16 protein-coding genes are annotated in these 17,677 nt (G+C 65.6%); 6 read left to right on the top strand and 10 right to left on the bottom strand.

Translation table 11 applies throughout. The annotated features are described in order from the left end of the window. Nucleotides 1–15: 15 nt before the first annotated feature. Nucleotides 16–1,341, top strand: a complete 1,326-nt coding sequence (locus ACQP0C_RS23915; RefSeq protein WP_433723267.1) for a lipase family protein — start codon at nucleotides 16–18, stop codon at nucleotides 1,339–1,341. A gap of 613 nt (nucleotides 1,342–1,954) precedes the next feature. On the opposite strand, the gene ACQP0C_RS23910 is transcribed toward ACQP0C_RS23915, so the two are convergent. The 3 genes from ACQP0C_RS23910 to ACQP0C_RS23900 form a co-directional block, all read right to left on the bottom strand. Then, nucleotides 1,955–2,605 carry a slipin family protein gene (locus ACQP0C_RS23910; protein WP_433723266.1) on the bottom strand — a complete coding sequence of 217 codons (651 nt, stop codon included), beginning with the start codon at nucleotides 2,603–2,605 and terminating at the stop codon, nucleotides 1,955–1,957. 307 nt (nucleotides 2,606–2,912) lie between these two features. Beyond that, a complete protein-coding gene (gene yidC, locus ACQP0C_RS23905; protein ID WP_433723264.1) occupies nucleotides 2,913–3,797 on the bottom strand; it encodes a membrane protein insertase YidC in 885 nt (294 codons plus the stop codon). 96 nt (nucleotides 3,798–3,893) lie between these two features. Further along, nucleotides 3,894–4,193, bottom strand: a complete 300-nt coding sequence (locus tag ACQP0C_RS23900; RefSeq protein ID WP_433723262.1) for a DUF6412 domain-containing protein — start codon at nucleotides 4,191–4,193, stop codon at nucleotides 3,894–3,896. A 95-nt stretch (nucleotides 4,194–4,288) separates the two neighbouring features. On the opposite strand from ACQP0C_RS23900, the gene ACQP0C_RS23895 reads away from it, so the two are divergent. Continuing rightward, on the top strand, nucleotides 4,289–4,741 hold the full coding sequence (locus ACQP0C_RS23895) for a hypothetical protein (RefSeq protein WP_433723260.1): 453 nt from the start codon (nucleotides 4,289–4,291) through the stop codon (nucleotides 4,739–4,741). Between the two features lie 3 nt (nucleotides 4,742–4,744). Here ACQP0C_RS23895 and ACQP0C_RS23890 read toward each other — a convergent pair whose 3' ends face one another. From ACQP0C_RS23890 to ACQP0C_RS23875, 4 genes are all read right to left on the bottom strand, one after another. Continuing rightward, nucleotides 4,745–5,626 carry a sterol desaturase family protein gene (locus tag ACQP0C_RS23890; RefSeq protein ID WP_433723258.1) on the bottom strand — a complete coding sequence of 294 codons (882 nt, stop codon included), beginning with the start codon at nucleotides 5,624–5,626 and terminating at the stop codon, nucleotides 4,745–4,747. 51 nt (nucleotides 5,627–5,677) lie between these two features. Further along, entirely contained in the window at nucleotides 5,678–6,499 is an 822-nt protein-coding gene (locus tag ACQP0C_RS23885; RefSeq protein ID WP_433723256.1) for a helix-turn-helix domain-containing protein, read from the bottom strand. 254 nt (nucleotides 6,500–6,753) lie between these two features. Continuing rightward, on the bottom strand, nucleotides 6,754–7,926 hold the full coding sequence (locus tag ACQP0C_RS23880) for a PucR family transcriptional regulator (protein ID WP_433723255.1): 1,173 nt from the start codon (nucleotides 7,924–7,926) through the stop codon (nucleotides 6,754–6,756). A gap of 21 nt (nucleotides 7,927–7,947) precedes the next feature. Further along, complete coding sequence (locus ACQP0C_RS23875) at nucleotides 7,948–9,669, bottom strand: AMP-dependent synthetase/ligase (protein ID WP_433734636.1); 1,722 nt, start codon at nucleotides 9,667–9,669, stop codon at nucleotides 7,948–7,950. Between the two features lie 656 nt (nucleotides 9,670–10,325). On the opposite strand from ACQP0C_RS23875, the gene glnA reads away from it, so the two are divergent. Beyond that, nucleotides 10,326–11,759 carry a type I glutamate--ammonia ligase gene (glnA, locus tag ACQP0C_RS23870; protein ID WP_433734635.1) on the top strand — a complete coding sequence of 478 codons (1,434 nt, stop codon included), beginning with the start codon at nucleotides 10,326–10,328 and terminating at the stop codon, nucleotides 11,757–11,759. 12 nt (nucleotides 11,760–11,771) lie between these two features. Here glnA and ACQP0C_RS23865 read toward each other — a convergent pair whose 3' ends face one another. Continuing rightward, entirely contained in the window at nucleotides 11,772–12,548 is a 777-nt protein-coding gene (locus ACQP0C_RS23865) for a helix-turn-helix domain-containing protein (RefSeq protein ID WP_433723253.1), read from the bottom strand. 45 nt (nucleotides 12,549–12,593) lie between these two features. Here ACQP0C_RS23865 and ACQP0C_RS23860 point away from each other — a divergent pair, with 45 nt between their 5' ends. Beyond that, nucleotides 12,594–13,460 (top strand): alpha/beta fold hydrolase, encoded by an 867-nt coding sequence (locus tag ACQP0C_RS23860; protein ID WP_433723251.1) that lies wholly within the window; start codon nucleotides 12,594–12,596, stop codon nucleotides 13,458–13,460. A gap of 37 nt (nucleotides 13,461–13,497) precedes the next feature. On the opposite strand, the gene ACQP0C_RS23855 is transcribed toward ACQP0C_RS23860, so the two are convergent. Both ACQP0C_RS23855 and ACQP0C_RS23850 read right to left on the bottom strand, forming a co-directional pair. Beyond that, nucleotides 13,498–14,457 carry a DUF4873 domain-containing protein gene (locus ACQP0C_RS23855; RefSeq protein WP_433723249.1) on the bottom strand — a complete coding sequence of 320 codons (960 nt, stop codon included), beginning with the start codon at nucleotides 14,455–14,457 and terminating at the stop codon, nucleotides 13,498–13,500. Continuing rightward, on the bottom strand, nucleotides 14,454–15,353 hold the full coding sequence (locus ACQP0C_RS23850) for an AurF N-oxygenase family protein (RefSeq protein WP_433723247.1): 900 nt from the start codon (nucleotides 15,351–15,353) through the stop codon (nucleotides 14,454–14,456). The genes ACQP0C_RS23855 and ACQP0C_RS23850 overlap by 4 nt, the downstream gene beginning before the upstream one ends. Before the next feature lie 96 nt (nucleotides 15,354–15,449). Between ACQP0C_RS23850 and ACQP0C_RS23845 the strand changes: the two genes are divergently transcribed. Both ACQP0C_RS23845 and ACQP0C_RS23840 read left to right on the top strand, forming a co-directional pair. Continuing rightward, complete coding sequence (locus ACQP0C_RS23845) at nucleotides 15,450–16,166, top strand: TetR/AcrR family transcriptional regulator (RefSeq protein WP_433723245.1); 717 nt, start codon at nucleotides 15,450–15,452, stop codon at nucleotides 16,164–16,166. A 139-nt stretch (nucleotides 16,167–16,305) separates the two neighbouring features. Next, nucleotides 16,306–17,658 (top strand): NAD(P)/FAD-dependent oxidoreductase, encoded by a 1,353-nt coding sequence (locus ACQP0C_RS23840; protein WP_433723243.1) that lies wholly within the window; start codon nucleotides 16,306–16,308, stop codon nucleotides 17,656–17,658. The last annotated feature ends 19 nt before the right edge of the window (nucleotides 17,659–17,677 follow it).

Here is a 17,677-nt window from a genome sequence, read left to right as displayed (position 1 = left end):
GACGCGGGAGGCGTAATGGAATCCCGGCATATGTTGTCGACGTATCAGAAGAATGCTTGCCGCACAGCGTGTTCGGCTACCGATGCGCCTGGTCTGGCGGTCGACGGCGCGCCCCGGCAACCAGTGATCTGGTGGCGAATCGGTCGGCAGTGGCTGGCACCCCTCACGCTCGCCGTGATCATGCTGGCGGCGGCATTGTCGATGCCGGTTGCGCGAGCCGCGGTGCTGTCCCCTGGTGATGATCCCTTCTATGCCGCACCCGCCGATCTGGCGTCACATCCGAACGGCGCGGTGCTCGGGGCCCGGACGATCCCACTGCTGGGTCTGCCGATACCTGTGGCGGCGTGGCAATTGCGTTATCGCACAACCGATTCCGAAGAGCATCCGCAGCTGGACGTGACCACGGTGCTGGTGCCACCGGTGCCCTGGAACGGGCCGCGGCCGGTGTTGGCGTACCAGGTACCCGAGAACAGTCTCGATACCCGGTGCGCGCCGTCGTCCACGCTGCGCGGCGGACGCGACAGCGACATGGCCAGCACCATGCAGGATGCGCCGTTCATCGCGGAGGCACTGCTGCGGGGATGGGCCGTCGTGGTCAGCGATTACGAAGGGCCGCAGTCCCGACTCTTCGACGGCGTGACATCCGGGCGTGGAGTCCTGGACGGAATTCGGGCCGCACGGTCCTTCCTACCAGCCGGCATCGATGCCTCGAGTCCGATCGGTGCCTGGGGATACTCGAGCGGAGCCTTCGCCACGCTGTGGGCCACCGAGTTGCGTCGGGAATACGCACCGGACGTGCGATTCGTGGGCACCAGCGCCGGCGGAATCCCCACCGATATCCCGGCCGTGGCACAACGCGCCGACAGCGCCGCAGGGGCGATACTGATCCTGCTCGGGCTGGCCCGCAATGAACCCGACTCCCGGTTAGCCGACTTGCTGAACGACCGGGGCCGCCGCGCGCTGCTCGCCGCGGACACCTCCGGCTGCGGTGCGGATCTGGCTCAGGAATACTCCGACATCCACGTCGACGACTTCGCCGCTGTCCCGAACCTGCTGGCGCAGCCCGCTTTCCGCGACGCCGCCATGCCCAATGAACTCGGTCGCACCACCCCGGACACCCCGCTGTACCTGTACCACAGCGTCGCCGACGAGAAGATCCCCGTCGCCGGCTACACCGCCCTCGTCGATGCCTACTGCGCGCAGGGCGCCACCCTCACCGCGATCCACTCGCTGGTCCCGACCCACATCGGAGCCGCCGCGGGCGAAGCCTTGGGCGGCATGAACTTCCTCGCCGACCGCTTCGCCGGTACCCCACAAACCCCCGGGTGTGTGGTGCAGTAAGCGCCGGGTACTGCTTTGCCGACGTCCGAAAAGCCATCACGGCGATCCGGGACCTCCACGACCTGAGTCACTCACTCGAGGCACTCGGCGACCGCCTGAAAACCATCGCTCAACGCGAACTAGCCCTGCTGCGCGCGGCAGCGACACTATCCGAAATCATCCAACCAACCTCGCGAGAAGACGCCACACAGATGACCGGCACGCAGCCGCGGCCAGGACAAACGCTCACGGTCAGAAATGGCTTCCGGTGTGTGCGGGCTGGCTAGTCCGGAATCGAACAACCCGACCCTTGCGCCAGCCCGCTGACACTACCTCCGGAACTTTCCCCATGACCACGCTATCGTTGGACCTCGCTGAACGTGTCGGTGCCGCGTGTGTTCGGATTGCGTTGGAGCACAGCGTTCTCCGCTTCTTGCCATATCAGATCGCCGGATTCTGCGAGTGGGTGTGGTTCTCCTGTGAGCAGGACCAGTGCGCGGGCGACTTCTTCGATGCTGCCGGTGGTGTAGATGTCGTTGGCGCTGCTGAAGCGATCGGAGTGTCCGCCATAGGCTTCCCCGAAGCCCGAAACCCCCTGTCCCAGTGGGCAGGAGGTTTCGGTATCGATAGTGCCTCAGGCGCGCTCGCGCGGATCCAGCACAATCTGCGCGCCCGGCGTGGCCGCGACCTGTAGGGTGCGCAGCCGCAGCAGCGCCGGGTGTTCCTCCAGTAGACGTGCGGTATTGGCGAGCGAGCGCAGCGCGGCCGCCTCCGCACGGGCCCGTTCGAGGTCGGCGCGGCCGCGCTCCTTGGCGAGCACGGTTTCCAGTGCCGCCCTGCGCAATTCACCGGGCAACATCAGGTCACGGGCAGTGACTCCGTCGATGCGCACACCGAGTCCGGTCACCGCCGTGGCGACTTCGACGAGATCGCCGACGAGCAGCCCGCGGTCGGCAACGAGTTCGTCGAGGGTGTGGCCCGCGACGGCCCGGCGTGCGGCATCCTGCACCGCGGCATAGAGCACCTGCTCGGGGTACTGTGCGCCGGTGGTGAATTGCTCCGGATCGGTGACCTGCCAGTTCACCGCGTAGCTGACCCGCAGCGCGAGTCCATCGCGGGTGAGTAGTTCCTGGCCGCTGACGGTCAGCAGCCGGGGGCGCATGTCCACGACGATCAGCGTGCAGCGCTTGTCGTCGTAGCGGTGGCGTCCCGGCTCGAGCACTCGCTCGAGTGTGCCGTCGCGGTACAGCAGCGTCCGCTGCCATGCCATGACCGTCGTGTACATATTTCTCACTCCTCCCGTGGTGTGTGTCGTTGTCCGCCTTGTTATTTCGAATGCCACCCGATCCCGGTCACGGGGCCGCGGCGGGGGCGTCCCGCGGCCGTGGCCGCCGAGCCCGCAGAGCCGCTTGCCGTATCCGACCGGAACCGGGTGGCATCGCCGAGGAATCGAACCCCATCCAGGCTTTGTGCCCTTCGCCAGGTGCGAGACCGAGCCCGACACGGGGAACGCGAGCCGGAGATTCCGGTGCGCCCCTTGACTCGATCTTCGACAACGATAGGCATCGCGACCGCGGCGCGCGAGTGATTTATCACCGCCGCTGCCGCTGGGGTTTCACACCGGGTTTCGGGGCCACGGCAATGCGGCGCGCGGCGATCTGTGTTGCCTCGGTGGCTGTTTCGGCATCGAGGCGCCGGTAGACGACATGCTGTTGTGCCAGCGTCCATGCATTGTTGGTGACGAAGTACAGCAGGATCGCCACCGGCAGCATCGAGCCGCCGACAATGGCAGCTGCGGGGAATACCCACAGGCTGAGGGTGCGCATGAACGGAACCGCCGTGGTCCCGGTCTGGCGTCCCATTGCCGCGCGTGCGGTGAAATGCGTTGCGACCGCGGCGATGAGCATCAGCGGTAGCGCCACGATCGCCACGGTCGAGAGCAATTCGCCCGCACCGGCGAGCGTTGCCGATAGCGGCGCGCCGAACAGATCGGCGTGCAGAAACGACTGCACATCGGTCGGGCCGAAGAGATAGTTCGCGGTGGCGGCGTTCTGTTCGGCCGTCATGGTCGCGGTGCGGCCGACCGGTAGGTAGTCGAAAGTGCCGGTGCGGTCGAATGAGCGCAGTACATGGAACAGTCCGATGAAGACGAATATCTGAGCGACCACCGGAATCAGACTGGTGAGGGGATTGACGCCGTTGTCGGTGAAAAGCTGTTGGATTTCGGTGTTCTTGCGACGTGGATCGTCTTTGTATTTCTGCTGAATGGCTTTGACGCGCGGCTGCAGTCGCTGCATGATCGCCTGGCTGCGTGCCTGTTTCAGGAACGGCAGGAATAGCGCGGCGCGCAGCGTGATGACGAGGAATATCACCGCGAGCACCCAGGCGATGCCACTGGCGGGGCCGAGGACGGCGGCAAAGGCGGTATGCCACACCCAGAGAATGGCGGACACCGGATAGTAGATGAAGTCGAGCATGGGAGCACCTGACTGTGCGAATGTGTGCACGTCGATGGGAATGGTCGGCCGAATCGCCAGAAGACCAGGCGATACGCAGCGACCGGCGAGCAGTCGCTACGCGGCGGCCGATCCGGGTGCTCGGGGGCGCGGCCGTCCCGCGGTGTCGGGATTGCTCTGGCGCAGGAAGGAACCCCGGCGGCGGCGCTGCGCCGACGGCGGCGGACCCGAATGGGCCAGCGCCAACCCCAGACGCCGCGGGCTCTGCAAGGCGGCCAGTGTCAGGGCCAGCGATGCGGCAATGACACCGAAGACGGCCAGTGCCGCCGGTTCATTCGCCGGAGCCGCGGAAAGGGCGAATGCGGGGACGACGAGTGCGACCACCGCAAACGCCATCAGGTGTACCCGCGAGAACATGCCAAGAGCCTACCGGCCGCCGACCCATCCCGGCGATATAGTGACCGGGCGCTCACCGAATTGATGATGTCCTCATCTATCGAAGGAGCAGTGCCGTGAATTCGTACGACTCTTTCTCCGATGACCCGGCGAGTTCCGAATATGCCGATTACGACCCGCGCCACTACGGTTTCGCGGGATCACCGGAGATCATGCCGCCATCGGTCCGCCTGGCCCGAGCCCTGTCCTGGTTCCTTGCCGGACTCGGTGGGGCACTCATCGGCGTCTCGATCATCACCGGGAATCCGGATCTCGGGGGTGCGATCGCCTTCGGATATCTGTCCGCCTGGCTGCTCGGCGGTGTCGCCTGCGCCTTCGGCATGGAAGGCCGGACCGTGCAGGTGGTCGGTGTTGCGCTCGCGGCCGTTTCCGGATTCCTGTGCCTCGGTCTGATGGCCGTCGGCCCGCTGCCGGGTTTGACGGGTCTGTGCTTGTCCTTCGCCATAATCGTGCTGCTGTGCAAGCGCGAATCCACGGCCTGGTTCCTGCGGCATCGATCGGCCACGTAGTGACTACATTTCGCAGCCGCCGTCCGCTGTGAACGGGTACACGAGTTGGTCGACGTAGGCGGTCGGGTAATCGGGTTTCGTGGCCATGCCGAGGTCGTCGGTGTCGAAGCGCCGCGCCGGGTCATAGGAGTAGGTGCGCAAGAGGTGATCCCAGATCAGTGTGAACAGGCCGAAATTGACATCGCCGATACCGGCGAACTTCAGGTGATGGAAGCGATGGCCCTCGTTCAGCGCCAGCAGGTATTTGGCCGGGCCGACGCGGTAGTCGGCATTGGAGTGCTGCAGCAGCAGCTGGATCGCCACCGAAAGGGCAAGGGCGGCAGCCACATTGGACGGCAGCCCGATCAGGATGAGTGGTGCGACACCGGCGGTCATCTCCACGGTCTGGTGCAGTGGATGTTTCATCAGACCATTGAGGCCGTAGAAGCGCTCAACGCTGTGGTGCACGGCGTGGAAGCGCCACAGGAACCCGATCTTGTGACTGGCCAGATGTACCAGGGTGATGCCGAGGTCCGCGACCAGAATGGCGATCAGGACCTGGCACAGGAACGGCCACGATGTCGGCCAGATACCGGGAGCGGGCACGACAGCCGCGAGCAACGGGATCGCGGCGACGCTGAGCAGGATGAGCATTTCATTGACGAAGGCGTGGATGCGATCGCGCAGGGTGTCGTTCAGGTCGTCATTCCACTCGGCCCGGTACGGGATCACCCGCTCCACCAGAAATGATGCGACGATCGCGACAGCGAGCACGAGCAACAGCCAAAACTTCGGCGCACCGATCGAACTCAGTGCGATGCCGATGCCATTGAGTCCGATCAGCAGGAAGGGCACGTACCCGTAGCGCGCGAGACGCTGTACGGGCGTGCGGGTAACGGTGGTCATGGGCCAAGCCTGGTCGGCGACGCCCGCGATGACTTGAACGATTCGGTCGAACTAGGGTGCGTCGCCGAGATCCCACTGGACGCGGTGGCTCAGGGCCGACGGGGGCAGACCGAAGGTGCGGCGGCAGGTGCGGGTCAGATGGGAGCTGTCGGCGAATCCGGCGGCGTGGGCGGCGGCGGTGAGGTCGTCGCCGGAGCGGACGCGGGAGATCGCCACATGTAGTCGGAGCCAGAGTATGTACGGGCGCAATGGAATTCCGACCTGCTCGGTGAACAGGTGGGTGAGCCGGGTCGCGGAGATGCCGACCCGACGGGCGACCTCCGCGCCGCGGATCGGTCCGTCGCCGACCAGCGACGGCAGCAGCTCGAGCACCTCGGTGACCGCCGCGTGGCGGCCCTGCTCGATATTCTGCGAATCATCGCGCTCGAGATCGTCGACGACCTCGGCGACCAGTTCCGCCAGGGTCTCGCGCTCCGGATCGATCGGCAGCGAATGTGCGCTGTCGGCCCAACCGTAGTTGTGGGCCCTGCGGTCGGCTGCCGCACCCGCGACGGATTCGGGGTCGAGATAGATCGCGGTGCCGCGTTCGGCGCCGGAGGCAATGCGATGCGGTGCGTCGGCGGGCACGATGACATGGGTGCCGTGATGCCGATTGCCGCTGGCGTCCACCACGACCACCGGCGTGCACGAGGCGACCACCTGTACGGCGTGGTGGGCGTGCAGTGCAGTGGGGCCGATGCTGCCGCCGAAGGCCAGCACGCCAGCGCGCAGCAGTGCGGTACCCTCCCAACGCAATTCACCGGAAGTCCCGGAGGCATAGTGCACGGATCGGGCAGAGGTGGTTGCCTCGTTGGTAACCAGAGCCTTCATCATCGGATGCTCCCGGGTGACTGCGAATCCCGAATCGGATCCCTCACGGAGACTATCCCGGCCACACGGCCGCTGTCAGGGTAACGGTGACGTGATCGAAGAACTCGGTGACCAAGACAGCGGTACGGGCAGCCGGTCCGGGTGCGTCCGGTCCGGCTCCCAAGGCGCTGGCCGGGGCCAAGGGGAGGTTCACACTCCACGGTGGGTTCACATCGCGATGGATCTGCTGCGGTGAGCCGAGCAGGCGCGGCAAGGGGTCAGGGGGCGAAGTCGGCCGACTCTAGACGCCGGGCCAGCCGAGCCGCCGACAGGGTCATGGCATCGGCGGGGCGGTGCGGGTCCAGGCCGGTGAGTTCGTGTACCCGGGACAGCCGGTAGGTCACGGTGTTGCGGTGCACGCTGAGTTGTCGCGCCGTCGCCAACTGGTTGAATCCGCTGTCGACGAACACCTCCAGGGTCTCTGCGAGCATCGGCTGGGTGTCCAGGGGTGCGAGCACCGAGGCCAGCCCCGGGCGCGCCGCATCGCTGACCGCGACCGTGTACTCGAACTGCAAATTCGTTCGGCGGCACAGGATTTCGCGACGTTCGAGGCAGCGGCCCAATTCGGCGAGCACCCGCGCCTCGGCGAAGATCGCCGGAATCTCCGCCCTGCTCGCCGCCGCGCCGACACCGACCCAGTACGGCGGCGACTGATCGGGCTGATGAGCGGGTAGTCGCGCAGTGAGGCCGGTGAGCGCCGCCGTGCCGTCGTCGCCCGATTGCAGTGGGATCAGTGCGGTCCATCCGCCCGCGTCCAGCCGCAGGAAGACCCCGGGAATCGCCTCCACCCGGTGCCGCAGCGCCGAGGCGTGCCCGCCACGGGTGCCGCACAGACGGAAGACCGCGACGAGAAAGGCATCGGCGACCGCAATGACGGGATCATTGGCCCACTCCACCGGGTCGCGCCCGGTGAGCAGGGCGTCGGCAATGCCGCGGCGACGTTCCAGCAGTTCCCAGCGCGGATTGTGCGAGCGCTGGGTGGCCGCGGTGGCGATGCGCGTGGTCACCAGCGTGATGTACTTCAGCAGCGCCAGTGCGGCATCGAGCATCAGGTCCAGCTCGGCGGCGGTAGCCGATTCGCGCAGCCGCTCCCAGATGAAGGCCGCGCCGAGCCGATAGCGTTCCAGCACTTCCGCCAGGGGTGTGCCATCGCGGAGCCGGTCCATGGCCAACTCGACGAGTTCCCTGGTGTCCTCCTCCGCGGGTTCGGTGCCCCGGCGCAGATACTCGAAGAACAGCTCGACATTGAGCTTGGTGCCGCGCGCGAAATCGGTCTCCACCAGTGACTGCGGTAGCCGCGGATACGGCGGCACGGTCGTGTAGAACCCGTCGACCAGCGCTGCGGCTCTACGGTGCAGATCATCGAAGGCTCGAGTCCGCGTTGGCATCATGTGAACTTCTCCGTCCCGGACTTACGAGTACAAGCTCTCGATCGTATCCGTGTAGCGGGTGGCGATCGGGGTGCGTTTGAGTTTGCCGGTCGCCGTCAGGACATCGCCGCCCGGCTCCCACACCTCGGGTAGCACGACGTAGTTCTTGATCTGCTCCACCCGGGAGAGTTTGCCATTGGCGGCGGCCACACCTTGCTCGATTGCCGCCAAGACCTTTGGATTGCTCGCCAATTCGGCGACTGTGGTCGCGGTGAGCCGGTGGCGCTGCGCGAAGGCCCGGGACAGGTCGGGATCGAGGCAGATCAGGGCCGTGTTGTAGGGGCGCTGTTCGCCGATCACCACGACGGTGCCCGCGAGCGGGCAGTTCTCGGTGACGGTGTTCTCGATATTGGCCGGGGACATATTCTTTCCGGCCGCGTTGATGATGAGTTCCTTCTTGCGGTCGACGATCGAGAGGTAGCCATCGGCATCGATCGAGCCGATATCGCCGGTATGTAGCCAGCCGTCGGCATCGATGGTCTGCGCGGTCTGCTCCGGATCGTTGCGGTAGCCGCGCATGACCATCTTGCCGCGGATCAGCACCTCGCCGTCGTCGCCGAGCTTCACCTCGGCGCCGGGCAGCGGGGTGCCGACCGTGCCGATCTTGACGCGGTTCGGACCGTTGAGTGTCGCGCCCGCGGTGCATTCGGTCATGCCGTACCCCTCACATAGCGGCAGCCCCAGCCCGAGGAAGAACTCGTGGACATCGGGCGGAATGGCCACCGAACCGGTGACCGCCGCGCGGACCTGATCCAGGCCCAGCCGGGTGCGAATCGATGCCAGCACAAGGCGATCGGCCAAGGCATACCGGAGTTTCCGCGTTGGGCCGAGTGGGCGGCCGTCCGAGGCGGCCCTGGCACGAGCGCGCCCGGTGCGCAGTGCCCATTGCACAAGGGCGCGCTCGACCGGATTCGGTTCGGCGGCGAAACGCCCCTCGAGCGCGCCCTTGACCTTCACCCAGATCCGGGGGACGCCGAGGAAGACGGTCGGATGTACCTCGGCCAGCGCCTGGGCGACCTGCTTCAGATCGGCGACGGTGGTGATCTCACCGCCTTCCAGCATGGTGAGATAGTGCGCGAACCAGCGGTTGGCGGCGTGCGCGTCCGGCAGATATGAGATGACCCTGTCGTGGCCACTGCCACCGCCGAATATCTCGATGACACGGGCGTTTTCGATGAAGTTGGTGTGGGTGAGTTCGACGCCCTTGGGTGGGCCGGTGGTGCCGGAGGTGTAGACAATGGTCAGTAGATCTTCGGGTTTCACACTGCGCCAAGTGGTTTCGAAGTCGAAGTCTTCAGCTGCGGCCGCCTCGACGGTGGCCAGCGCGATCGTGCCCGCCGGTGCCTCGTCGACGCAGATCACCTGTTCGACGTGATGCCCTTGGGCCGCCGCTTTTTTCGCGCCTTCGAGGATCTGTGGTGTGAATTGGCGCTCACAGATGACGACCCGATTGCCCGCATTGCCGAACTGATACGCGAGCAGGTCGACGGGATTGGTGTTGTACAGCGAGAACGGGGTGCCGCCCGCATGCAGGACGGCGGTATCGCAGAGGTGGAACTCGGGACGGTTGGTCATCATCAGCGCCACCGTGTCCCCGGGCCGCACACCGAGCGCGGCCAGCCCAGAGGCGATGGCGCGCACCCGCTCGGCGTACTCCCGCCAGGTGATCGTCACCGCGTCGTCCATGGTCCGCAGCGCGACCATATCCGGATACTTCGCGGCATTCGCCTGGAAAGCCGCACACAGCGTGTCCGGACGGGCGCGGCCCGCCGGATCTATCGGTGAAATCACGACCCAACCTTTTGCTCGATGGTGTCGAGGCCACACCGTCACGCAGCTGACCTCAGCGTCATCTATGAGCACAACGCATGGACGAGCCGAGCCGCTAGCGGCAAACGCGCAGACTGTCGCACTCCACTTTGTGCACGTGACCAAATCCGTCTGATCGGTGGCGCCAACATCAGGTGGCATTTGATGGGCTGTCGGGCGGTGCCGCCAAGGGCTGATCTCGATCGCTTGTCAGGCGCAGCCCTATGGGGTGTCAGGGGAAGGGCGGCATTGGGGGACAGGCAATTTCGCGCACGCTACCCAGACCGTTGACGTTCTCGGCGAGATCGTCGGTCGATACGGCGGTGACCTGGGCCGTGCCGGGGTGTGGACACGCCGGATCGGTCCGTTTCTCGCCGGGATTCGGGTCCGCCGCTGATGCCGAAGTCGTATCGTGAGACTCGGCGAGCAGGACCTGCCGAGACCCATGAACGGGTCCGGTTGTGATGGGACGGTCGCCTCGCCATCCGCGGATAGAAAAAAACCTGTGCCGCGAGAGCGAGGAGCGAGCCGTGCCGCAAGAGCGAGCAGCCCTGACTGCAACCACCGAGGGAGTGCTGGAATACATCTGCGCCGAAGAAGTCGAATACGTCGATATTCGATTCTGCGACGTTCCCGGTGTACAGCAACATTTTTCGATTCCGGCCGTAGCGTTCGGCGCGGATCTGGTCGATAACGGGATCGCCTTCGACGGTTCGTCGGTGCGCGGCTTCCAGTCGATCCACGAATCGGATATGTTGCTGCTGCCGGACCTGCGCACCGCGCAATTGGATCCGTTCCGTGCCGCGAAGACATTGAATCTGAACTGCTTCGTCCACGATCCGCATACCCTCGAGGCCTATAGCCGTGATCCACGCAATATCGCGCGCAAGGCCGAGGAGTATCTGAAGAGTACCGGCATCGCCGATACCGCCTATTTCGGCCCGGAAGCGGAGTTCTACATCTTCGACGCCGTGCGCTACGAGACAAAGATGAACAGCGCCTTCTATGAGGTGGATTCTGCCTCCGCCGACTGGAACACCGGCGCCAAATACAACCCGGACGGCTCGATCAACCGCGGCTACAAGGTGCGCGCCAAGGGTGGCTATTTCCCGGTGGCCCCCTACGACGCCGACGTCGATGTGCGCGACCGGATGTGTACCACCCTGCAGAACGCGGGCTTCGAATTGGAGAAGGGCCACCACGAGGTCGGTACCGCGGGCCAAGCCGAGATCAACTACAAATTCAATACCCTGCTGGCCGCCGCCGATGATCTGCAGCTCTACAAGTACATCATCAAGAACACCGCGTGGGCCGAGGGCAAGACCGTCACGTTCATGCCCAAACCGCTGTTCGGCGACAACGGTTCCGGCATGCACGTGCACCAGTCCCTGTGGCTGGACGGAACACCGCTGTTCTACGACGAATCGGGTTATGCGGGTCTGTCCGATCTGGCCCGGCATTATATCGGCGGTCTGCTACGCCACGCATCGTCATTGCTCGCCTTCACCAACCCGACCGTGAACTCCTATAAGCGTCTGGTTCCCGGCTTCGAGGCACCGGTGAATCTCGTCTACAGCCAGCGCAATCGTTCGGCGGCCGTCCGCATTCCCGTCACCGGCGCCAACCCGAAGGCCAAGCGCCTCGAATTCCGCTGCCCCGATTCTTCCGGGAATCCCTACCTGTCCTTCGCGGCCATGATGATGGCCGGTCTGGACGGTATTCGTCGCAAGATCGAACCCGCCGCGCCGATCGATAAGGATCTTTACGAACTCACCCCCGAGGAATCCGCCGAGGTCACCCAAACCCCACCCAGCCTCGACAGCGTCATCGACCGCCTGGAAGCCGATAACGACTACCTCACCGAGGGTGATGTCTTCACCGACGACCTCATCGAAACCTGGATCCGGCTCAAGCGCGACAACGAGATCGCCGAAATCAATGTCCGTCCGCATCCCTACGAATTCGAACTCTATTTCGACGTATAGGCCCGTACCGGATCACTCGATATGCAGTTCGCCATTGATGGTGGTGAAGGCGGTGGGGGTGAGGCCGAACATCGCGCGAAAGGTGTCGCTGAAATGTGAAGGGGAGGCGAAGCCCGCATCGACGGCGGCTCGGGTGAGGTCGTGGCCCGCGGCATAGGCCTTGGCGACTCGCAGCATGCGCGCCCATTGCACGTAGCGGCGGAAGCTGGTGCCGGTCTGTTCGGCAAAGGTGCGCAGGAAGTAGGAGGTGGATAGTCCTGCGGCACTTGCCTTTTCGGCGGCGCGCTGCTGCTGGGTCGGATCGGCGCGGATGGCCTCGGCGACGGCGGCGATGCGGGGATCGCGGATGGTGGGGACCGGGATGCTGGCCAGGTCGAGCAGACGGTCGATATCCGGTGCCGGATCGGCGCACAGTTCGATCAGCTCGGCCTCGTACCGGTGGTCGGCGCTGTATCCGTTGACCGTGCGCCGCATGCCGCCGAGGCAGCGGGCCATGCTGGTCGAGGTCGGGTCGAAGAAGCAGAAGAGCTTGGGGACGTCGGTATCCAGGACGTGGTGGGTGACCCGGGCGCGGAACAGGAAGCTGCGGGCGGTGATATCCGCAGCGTCGCCGACGCGGACGCGGAACGGTCCGTCGAGTCCCACCCCGAGACTGGCGATCGCGGTGGAGTGTGCGCCAAGGGCCATCCCGGGCCCGATGTAGATCGCGTGCCCGAGCCGTAGCCACAGCCGCGCCGGGGTGACCGCTGTGTCGAGAGCGCACGTTTGTGGAAGTGCCGACCGCGTCATGTCCGCGACGATACCCAAAGACGCAGGACAGACGGGAGATCAAGGATGAAGCTGCACAGGGAAGCGGAGTCGACCTTCGAACTGCGCGAGGTGACGGTCGACGGTGCGCGGCTGCGTTATGTCGATATCGGTCAGGGTGATCCGCTGGTGCTGCTGCACGGCTGGCCGGAGAGCCACGCCGCGTGGCGGCACCAGATCGAGCCGCTCGCCTTATCGCGCCGGGTCCTCGCGCCGGACTGGCTCGGATGGGGTGCCTCCGACCGGGATGAGGCGTTGAGTTGTGACTACGACAGCGAGGTCGAGCGGATCGGCCGCATGCTCGATGCCCTCGGCTTGGACCGCGTCGACCTGGCCTGTCACGACTACGGCGGCTTTCTCGGATTGGGCTTTGTGCAGCGTTATCCGGAACGGGTGCGCCGCTTCGCGATTCTGAATTCGCGGGCCCACCGCGTCTTCACCTGGCCGTACTACGTGCTGTTCGGGCTACTGACGGTGCTGCCACGCAGTGCACTGCTGCGTCCGCTGCTCACCGCGCGACCGATCCGCCGGGTGCACCGCATCGGTCTCGCACCCTACCGGCGCAACGGGTCCTTCGACACCGCCCAACTCGACCGATACCTCGCCTTCCTGGAGACTACGGCGGGCCGCCGGTGGTACGCCCACTTCTGGTCCGGCTACCGCGTCCGGATCCGGCCGGAATTGGCCGCCGGACTCGAGGCCATCGACTGCCCGACGACCGTGATCTGGGGCGACCGCGATCCGGCCATCCCCATGCGTACCGCCGAGGAACTCGCCGACCGCATCCCGTACGCCACGCTCGTCCGCATCGACGGCAGCCACTTCATCATGGAAGAACGCCCCGATGAGGTCATCGCGGCACTGCGGGCCTGGCTCCTCCGCCCGGCCGCCTAGCACAGACAATTGGCGGCGCGTGCTACCTGATCTTGATTCATCCGACGGTTTCGAGTGGATACGGCGGGGTGCCGATACCGACGATGCGCAGGTTGCCCCACGGGTCGCGTTCTTGCAGGCGGCCCGCGGTGGGTAACCCGCCGGGCAGGGTGAGCAGTACTTCGGCGCGGCCCGGGTCGGGTAGCTCGCCGCCGTCGCCCGGGGCGACGCGTCCGTACCAGTGGTAGCGGCCGTCGATCGGATCGAAATGCCCGCTGAGTGTGGCTTCTACCGCAACCTCCGCGCCAGGGGCATCCAGTAATGCCGGGCCCGAATACTCGTGTGCCGGTTCACGATCCGCTGCCACGGTGAGGTCGTAGTGTCTCGGATCCGGTCTGCGCAGGGCGCGCCGGACGGCCGAATATCGCACGATCCCGGTGTGTTTCGACGGCAGACGGCGATCGAACTCGCGCTGCGCCGCGGCGCGGACCTCGATCCGCGTATTCGAGGTCCTGCGCATCAGGTCGAGGCATCGGCGGATGTAGCGAGCCCGCGCCTCGATCATGACGACGGACTGTTTTCCACCACCGGAATTCGGACCCATGATCAGGAACAGGTTCGGGAAGCCGTGTACGGCGACACCGAGGAATCCTGCCATCCCGTCGCGCCAGGCGTACTGGAGTGTGCACCCGCTCGCGCCGACGATGTGCCGGTCGGCCAACTGGCCCAACGGTCCTGGAGCCATCACCACGGCGCGCGGTCGGAAGCGCCGCCCGTCCGCCGTGCGCACCTGCCACCGGTCGGTGTCGTCATCGAAGTCGAGCGCGACCACCTCCGAGCCCAGCCGGATATGCCTGCGGATATCGAACTTGTCCACGGTTCGGCGCAGGTAGCCCGGTATCTCCGGCTCGTCGGCCTGCTCCAACACGACGAAGTCGAAACCGGCCTTTCGCAATTCGATGGCCATGCCGATACCGCCGAAACCGGCACCGACAATGACGATTTCGGATTCGGTCACGAGTACAGACCTCGCCAGCGCCAGATCCGCTTACCGATCGGACCGATCAAGCCCTGCTTGTCGAGGAACGCACCGAGATCGGCGGCGCCGGTGCCGAGCGTCTGTTCGGCGTACGGATTGTTGGTCGCGATGCGCCGGGCCGCGCGTCCGTCCAGTCCGGCCCGCTCGTACATGTGCCGGTTGGTCATCAGATAGACGAACAGCGGTGCGGCCACCGCGACACATAAACGGGTGTAGGCCAATTCGGCCCGCGACATGGTCGGTACCCGTCGGGCGAGTGCGTCGCGCGCGAAGCCGATATGACGCGCCTCCTCGGTGACGTGGATGCGCATGGCCCGAGATACCAGGGGCTGCAACTGCGGATCGTCGAGGGTGCGCCGCTGTAGCGCGTCGAAGATCTCCTCGCCGACCAGCGCGCCCACCCAGGTCATCGATCCGCGCAGGAACAGCGGCAGTGCCCCGATGGCCAGCCGACCCGGCAGTCGCGGCCAATACGGGCGCGCCTCGATCCGGTCGATCAGCTTGCCGAACATCATCATGTGCCTGCATTCGTCGCCCATTTCGGTGAGCGTGTAATGCGAATGCCGGGTGGTCGGATCGTCGCGCAGCAGTTCCCGCAGCAGCAGGCGGTTGAGCAGGTTCTCGAACCAAATGCCCACGGACAGTACGTTGGCCAGTTCCTGACGCGAGAGTTCCCGGCGCTCGGTCCGGCTCATCGATTCCCACAGCTCGGTGCCGTACAGCGAGATGATCTCGGGTGGCAGGAACAGTTTGTCCGGATCCAGCGGCGCGTCCCAGTCCATATCGACGGCAGGTTCATAGGACTTCTTCACCGAACCGGCCAGCAACCGCTGCGCGAAGGATTCCTGCGGGATGACTGCGGCCTCGTTGCCCATGTCAGCTCCACCTCTCGAATACCTGATACAAGCTGTTACATTCAGATTAGTGAGACGGTCTGTCACAGTCAATGGCCCGACGGGTATCGTGATCTTGTGACCACGACCGGCGGACAGCGCGATCCCGCGGGGGCGGACGGCCGCGCCACCCGCTGGAACGGCCACAAGGCGCGACGCCGTGCCGATGTCATCGATGCGGCGATCACGGTCATCGAGGAGCAGGGCGTCGAGGTCTCGGTGCAGGCGATCGCGGATCGGCTGCGACTGCCGCGGCCGGTGGTGTACCGGCATTTCGACGGGCGCGCCGACCTCGATGAGCAGATCCGTCAGCAGATCCTGAATTCGCTACTGACCGCGCTGATGCCGACCCTGCAACCCGACGGCACACTGCGCGATGCGGTACGCGGTGCGATCGGTACCTACGTCGGCTGGGTGGAGCGTCATCCGAACCTGCACCGATTCCTGGGTGACGCCGCACCGCAAGGGGATTCGTCGCAGGCGCTGACCGGCGCGCGCGATCGCATCGGCGCCAGACTCGCCGATATGTTCGCGATTTCGTTGGCGCGCTTCGGCATCGATCCGAACCGCGCCCGTCCGATGGCCTTCGGCATCATCGGCTTCGTCGACGGCTTCGTGAACAACTGGCGTGCCGACGCCGCGACCACGCTGACCTCCGATCAGGTCGAGGGCATTCTGACCGAATCGGTACTCGCGCTTTTCGAAGGCAATGCGCGCAGTCTCGGGGTTCCGCTCGCGCGGGACACCATCGTGAGCGATCTGCTGAACCGGGCCGAGCCCGTGCGGTCGCAATAGCGGCCGATTGTCAGCACCGCCGTGCCCGGGTTTCTACAAAATGCACGACAACGCCCACCGGGGTAGGGTCGCGTGCTCTGCCCGCGATCGACCGATCGCGGACCGCGACTGCGCCGTCGCGCTGACGAGGAGGACAGCCATGCCTCAGACGGGTAACCGCCGTGCCGGGGACCATGCGGTGGTTCTCGGTGGCGGGATGGCTGGTTTGTTCGCGGCGCGGATCCTCGCCGATCATTATGCGGCGGTAACCATCATCGAACGAGATCGGTTGGCCGCCAACGGAACCAAACGTCGGGGAACACCTCAAGCGCGACATTCTCATGGCCTGCTGATGCGCGCCGCGGACATCGCTGAGGCACGCTTTCCCGGCCTGACCAACGAGTTGATCGCCGATGGCGCGAAAACCGTCAGCGCATTCGACGACTTCCGGGCGATCTTCTTCGGAAACGTCCTCCATCGCGCTGCCCTGGGCAGAAGTTCGGTCGTCGCCAGTCGAACCTTTCTGGAGTCGCACGTGCGCGCCCGCGTATCCGCACTGCCGAATGTGACGGTATGCGATGACGCTGTCGTCGCGGGCCTGGTCGCATCCGATACCGGCGTCGGCGGCATTCGGGTGCTGCGCCGGGACAGCGACGGAGCACCGGAGCCGATCCGTGCCGATCTGGTGGTCGACGCAATGGGCCGGGGCACACGAGTCGGTGCCTGGCTCGAATCGCTCGGGTACCCGCGGCCACCCGAAGACCAGGTTCCCGTCGATATCGGCTATGCCACTTGCCATTTCCGTCTGCCGCTGGATGCCGTCGGCGGCGACCGGATCGTCCTGGTCGGACCGATGCCGAGCCGACCGCGCGGGTTCGGGTTCGCGGCACAGGAAGGGGACACGTGGGTGCTGTCGACATTCGGCGTCGGCAAGGACGACCATCCGCCGTCGAGCCCCGGCGAGCTATTGGAATTCGCCGCGGCGTTCGCACCCGACGATGTCGCCACCGTGCTGCGCTGCGCGACTCCCGTCGACGAGGTAGCGACCTATCGGTTCAAGACGGCGGTATGGCGTCGATATGAACTGTTGGATCGTATTCCCCACGGAATACTGTCGATCGGCGATGCGGTGTGCTGTTTCAATCCCATCTACGGCAGCGGAATGACCGTGGCGGCCATCGCCGCGGACCTACTCGACGAGGTACTCCACAAGGGAACCAAGGATCTGCCACGCCGTTACTATCGACGCGTCGGCCGCATGCTGCGCACGCCGTGGTGGCTGACAAAGGTCAGCGACCTCACGATGCCACCGGTCGCGATCGGTACCCCGGGCGTGAAATCCCTCGCCCATTCGGGCTTGAACATGATGTTTCGGGCTGCCGCGGCCGACCCGGTGGCCGCGGCAGCGTTCCTGGATGTGCTGAACATGACCAAATCCCCGGTGCGCATGTTGGAGCCACGTGTTGCTGCCGCGACGGTCGGCCTGGGGCGCATTCGCGGGCGACGTTCGTAGCCGAATCCAGTGCGCCATC

The sequence above is a fragment of the Nocardia sp. CA-129566 genome, assembly GCF_050956075.1.
In the GTDB taxonomy this organism is placed as follows: domain Bacteria; phylum Actinomycetota; class Actinomycetes; order Mycobacteriales; family Mycobacteriaceae; genus Nocardia.
Note: the sequence above shows the minus strand (reverse complement) of the source record. Positions and strands in the feature narration are given on the sequence as shown.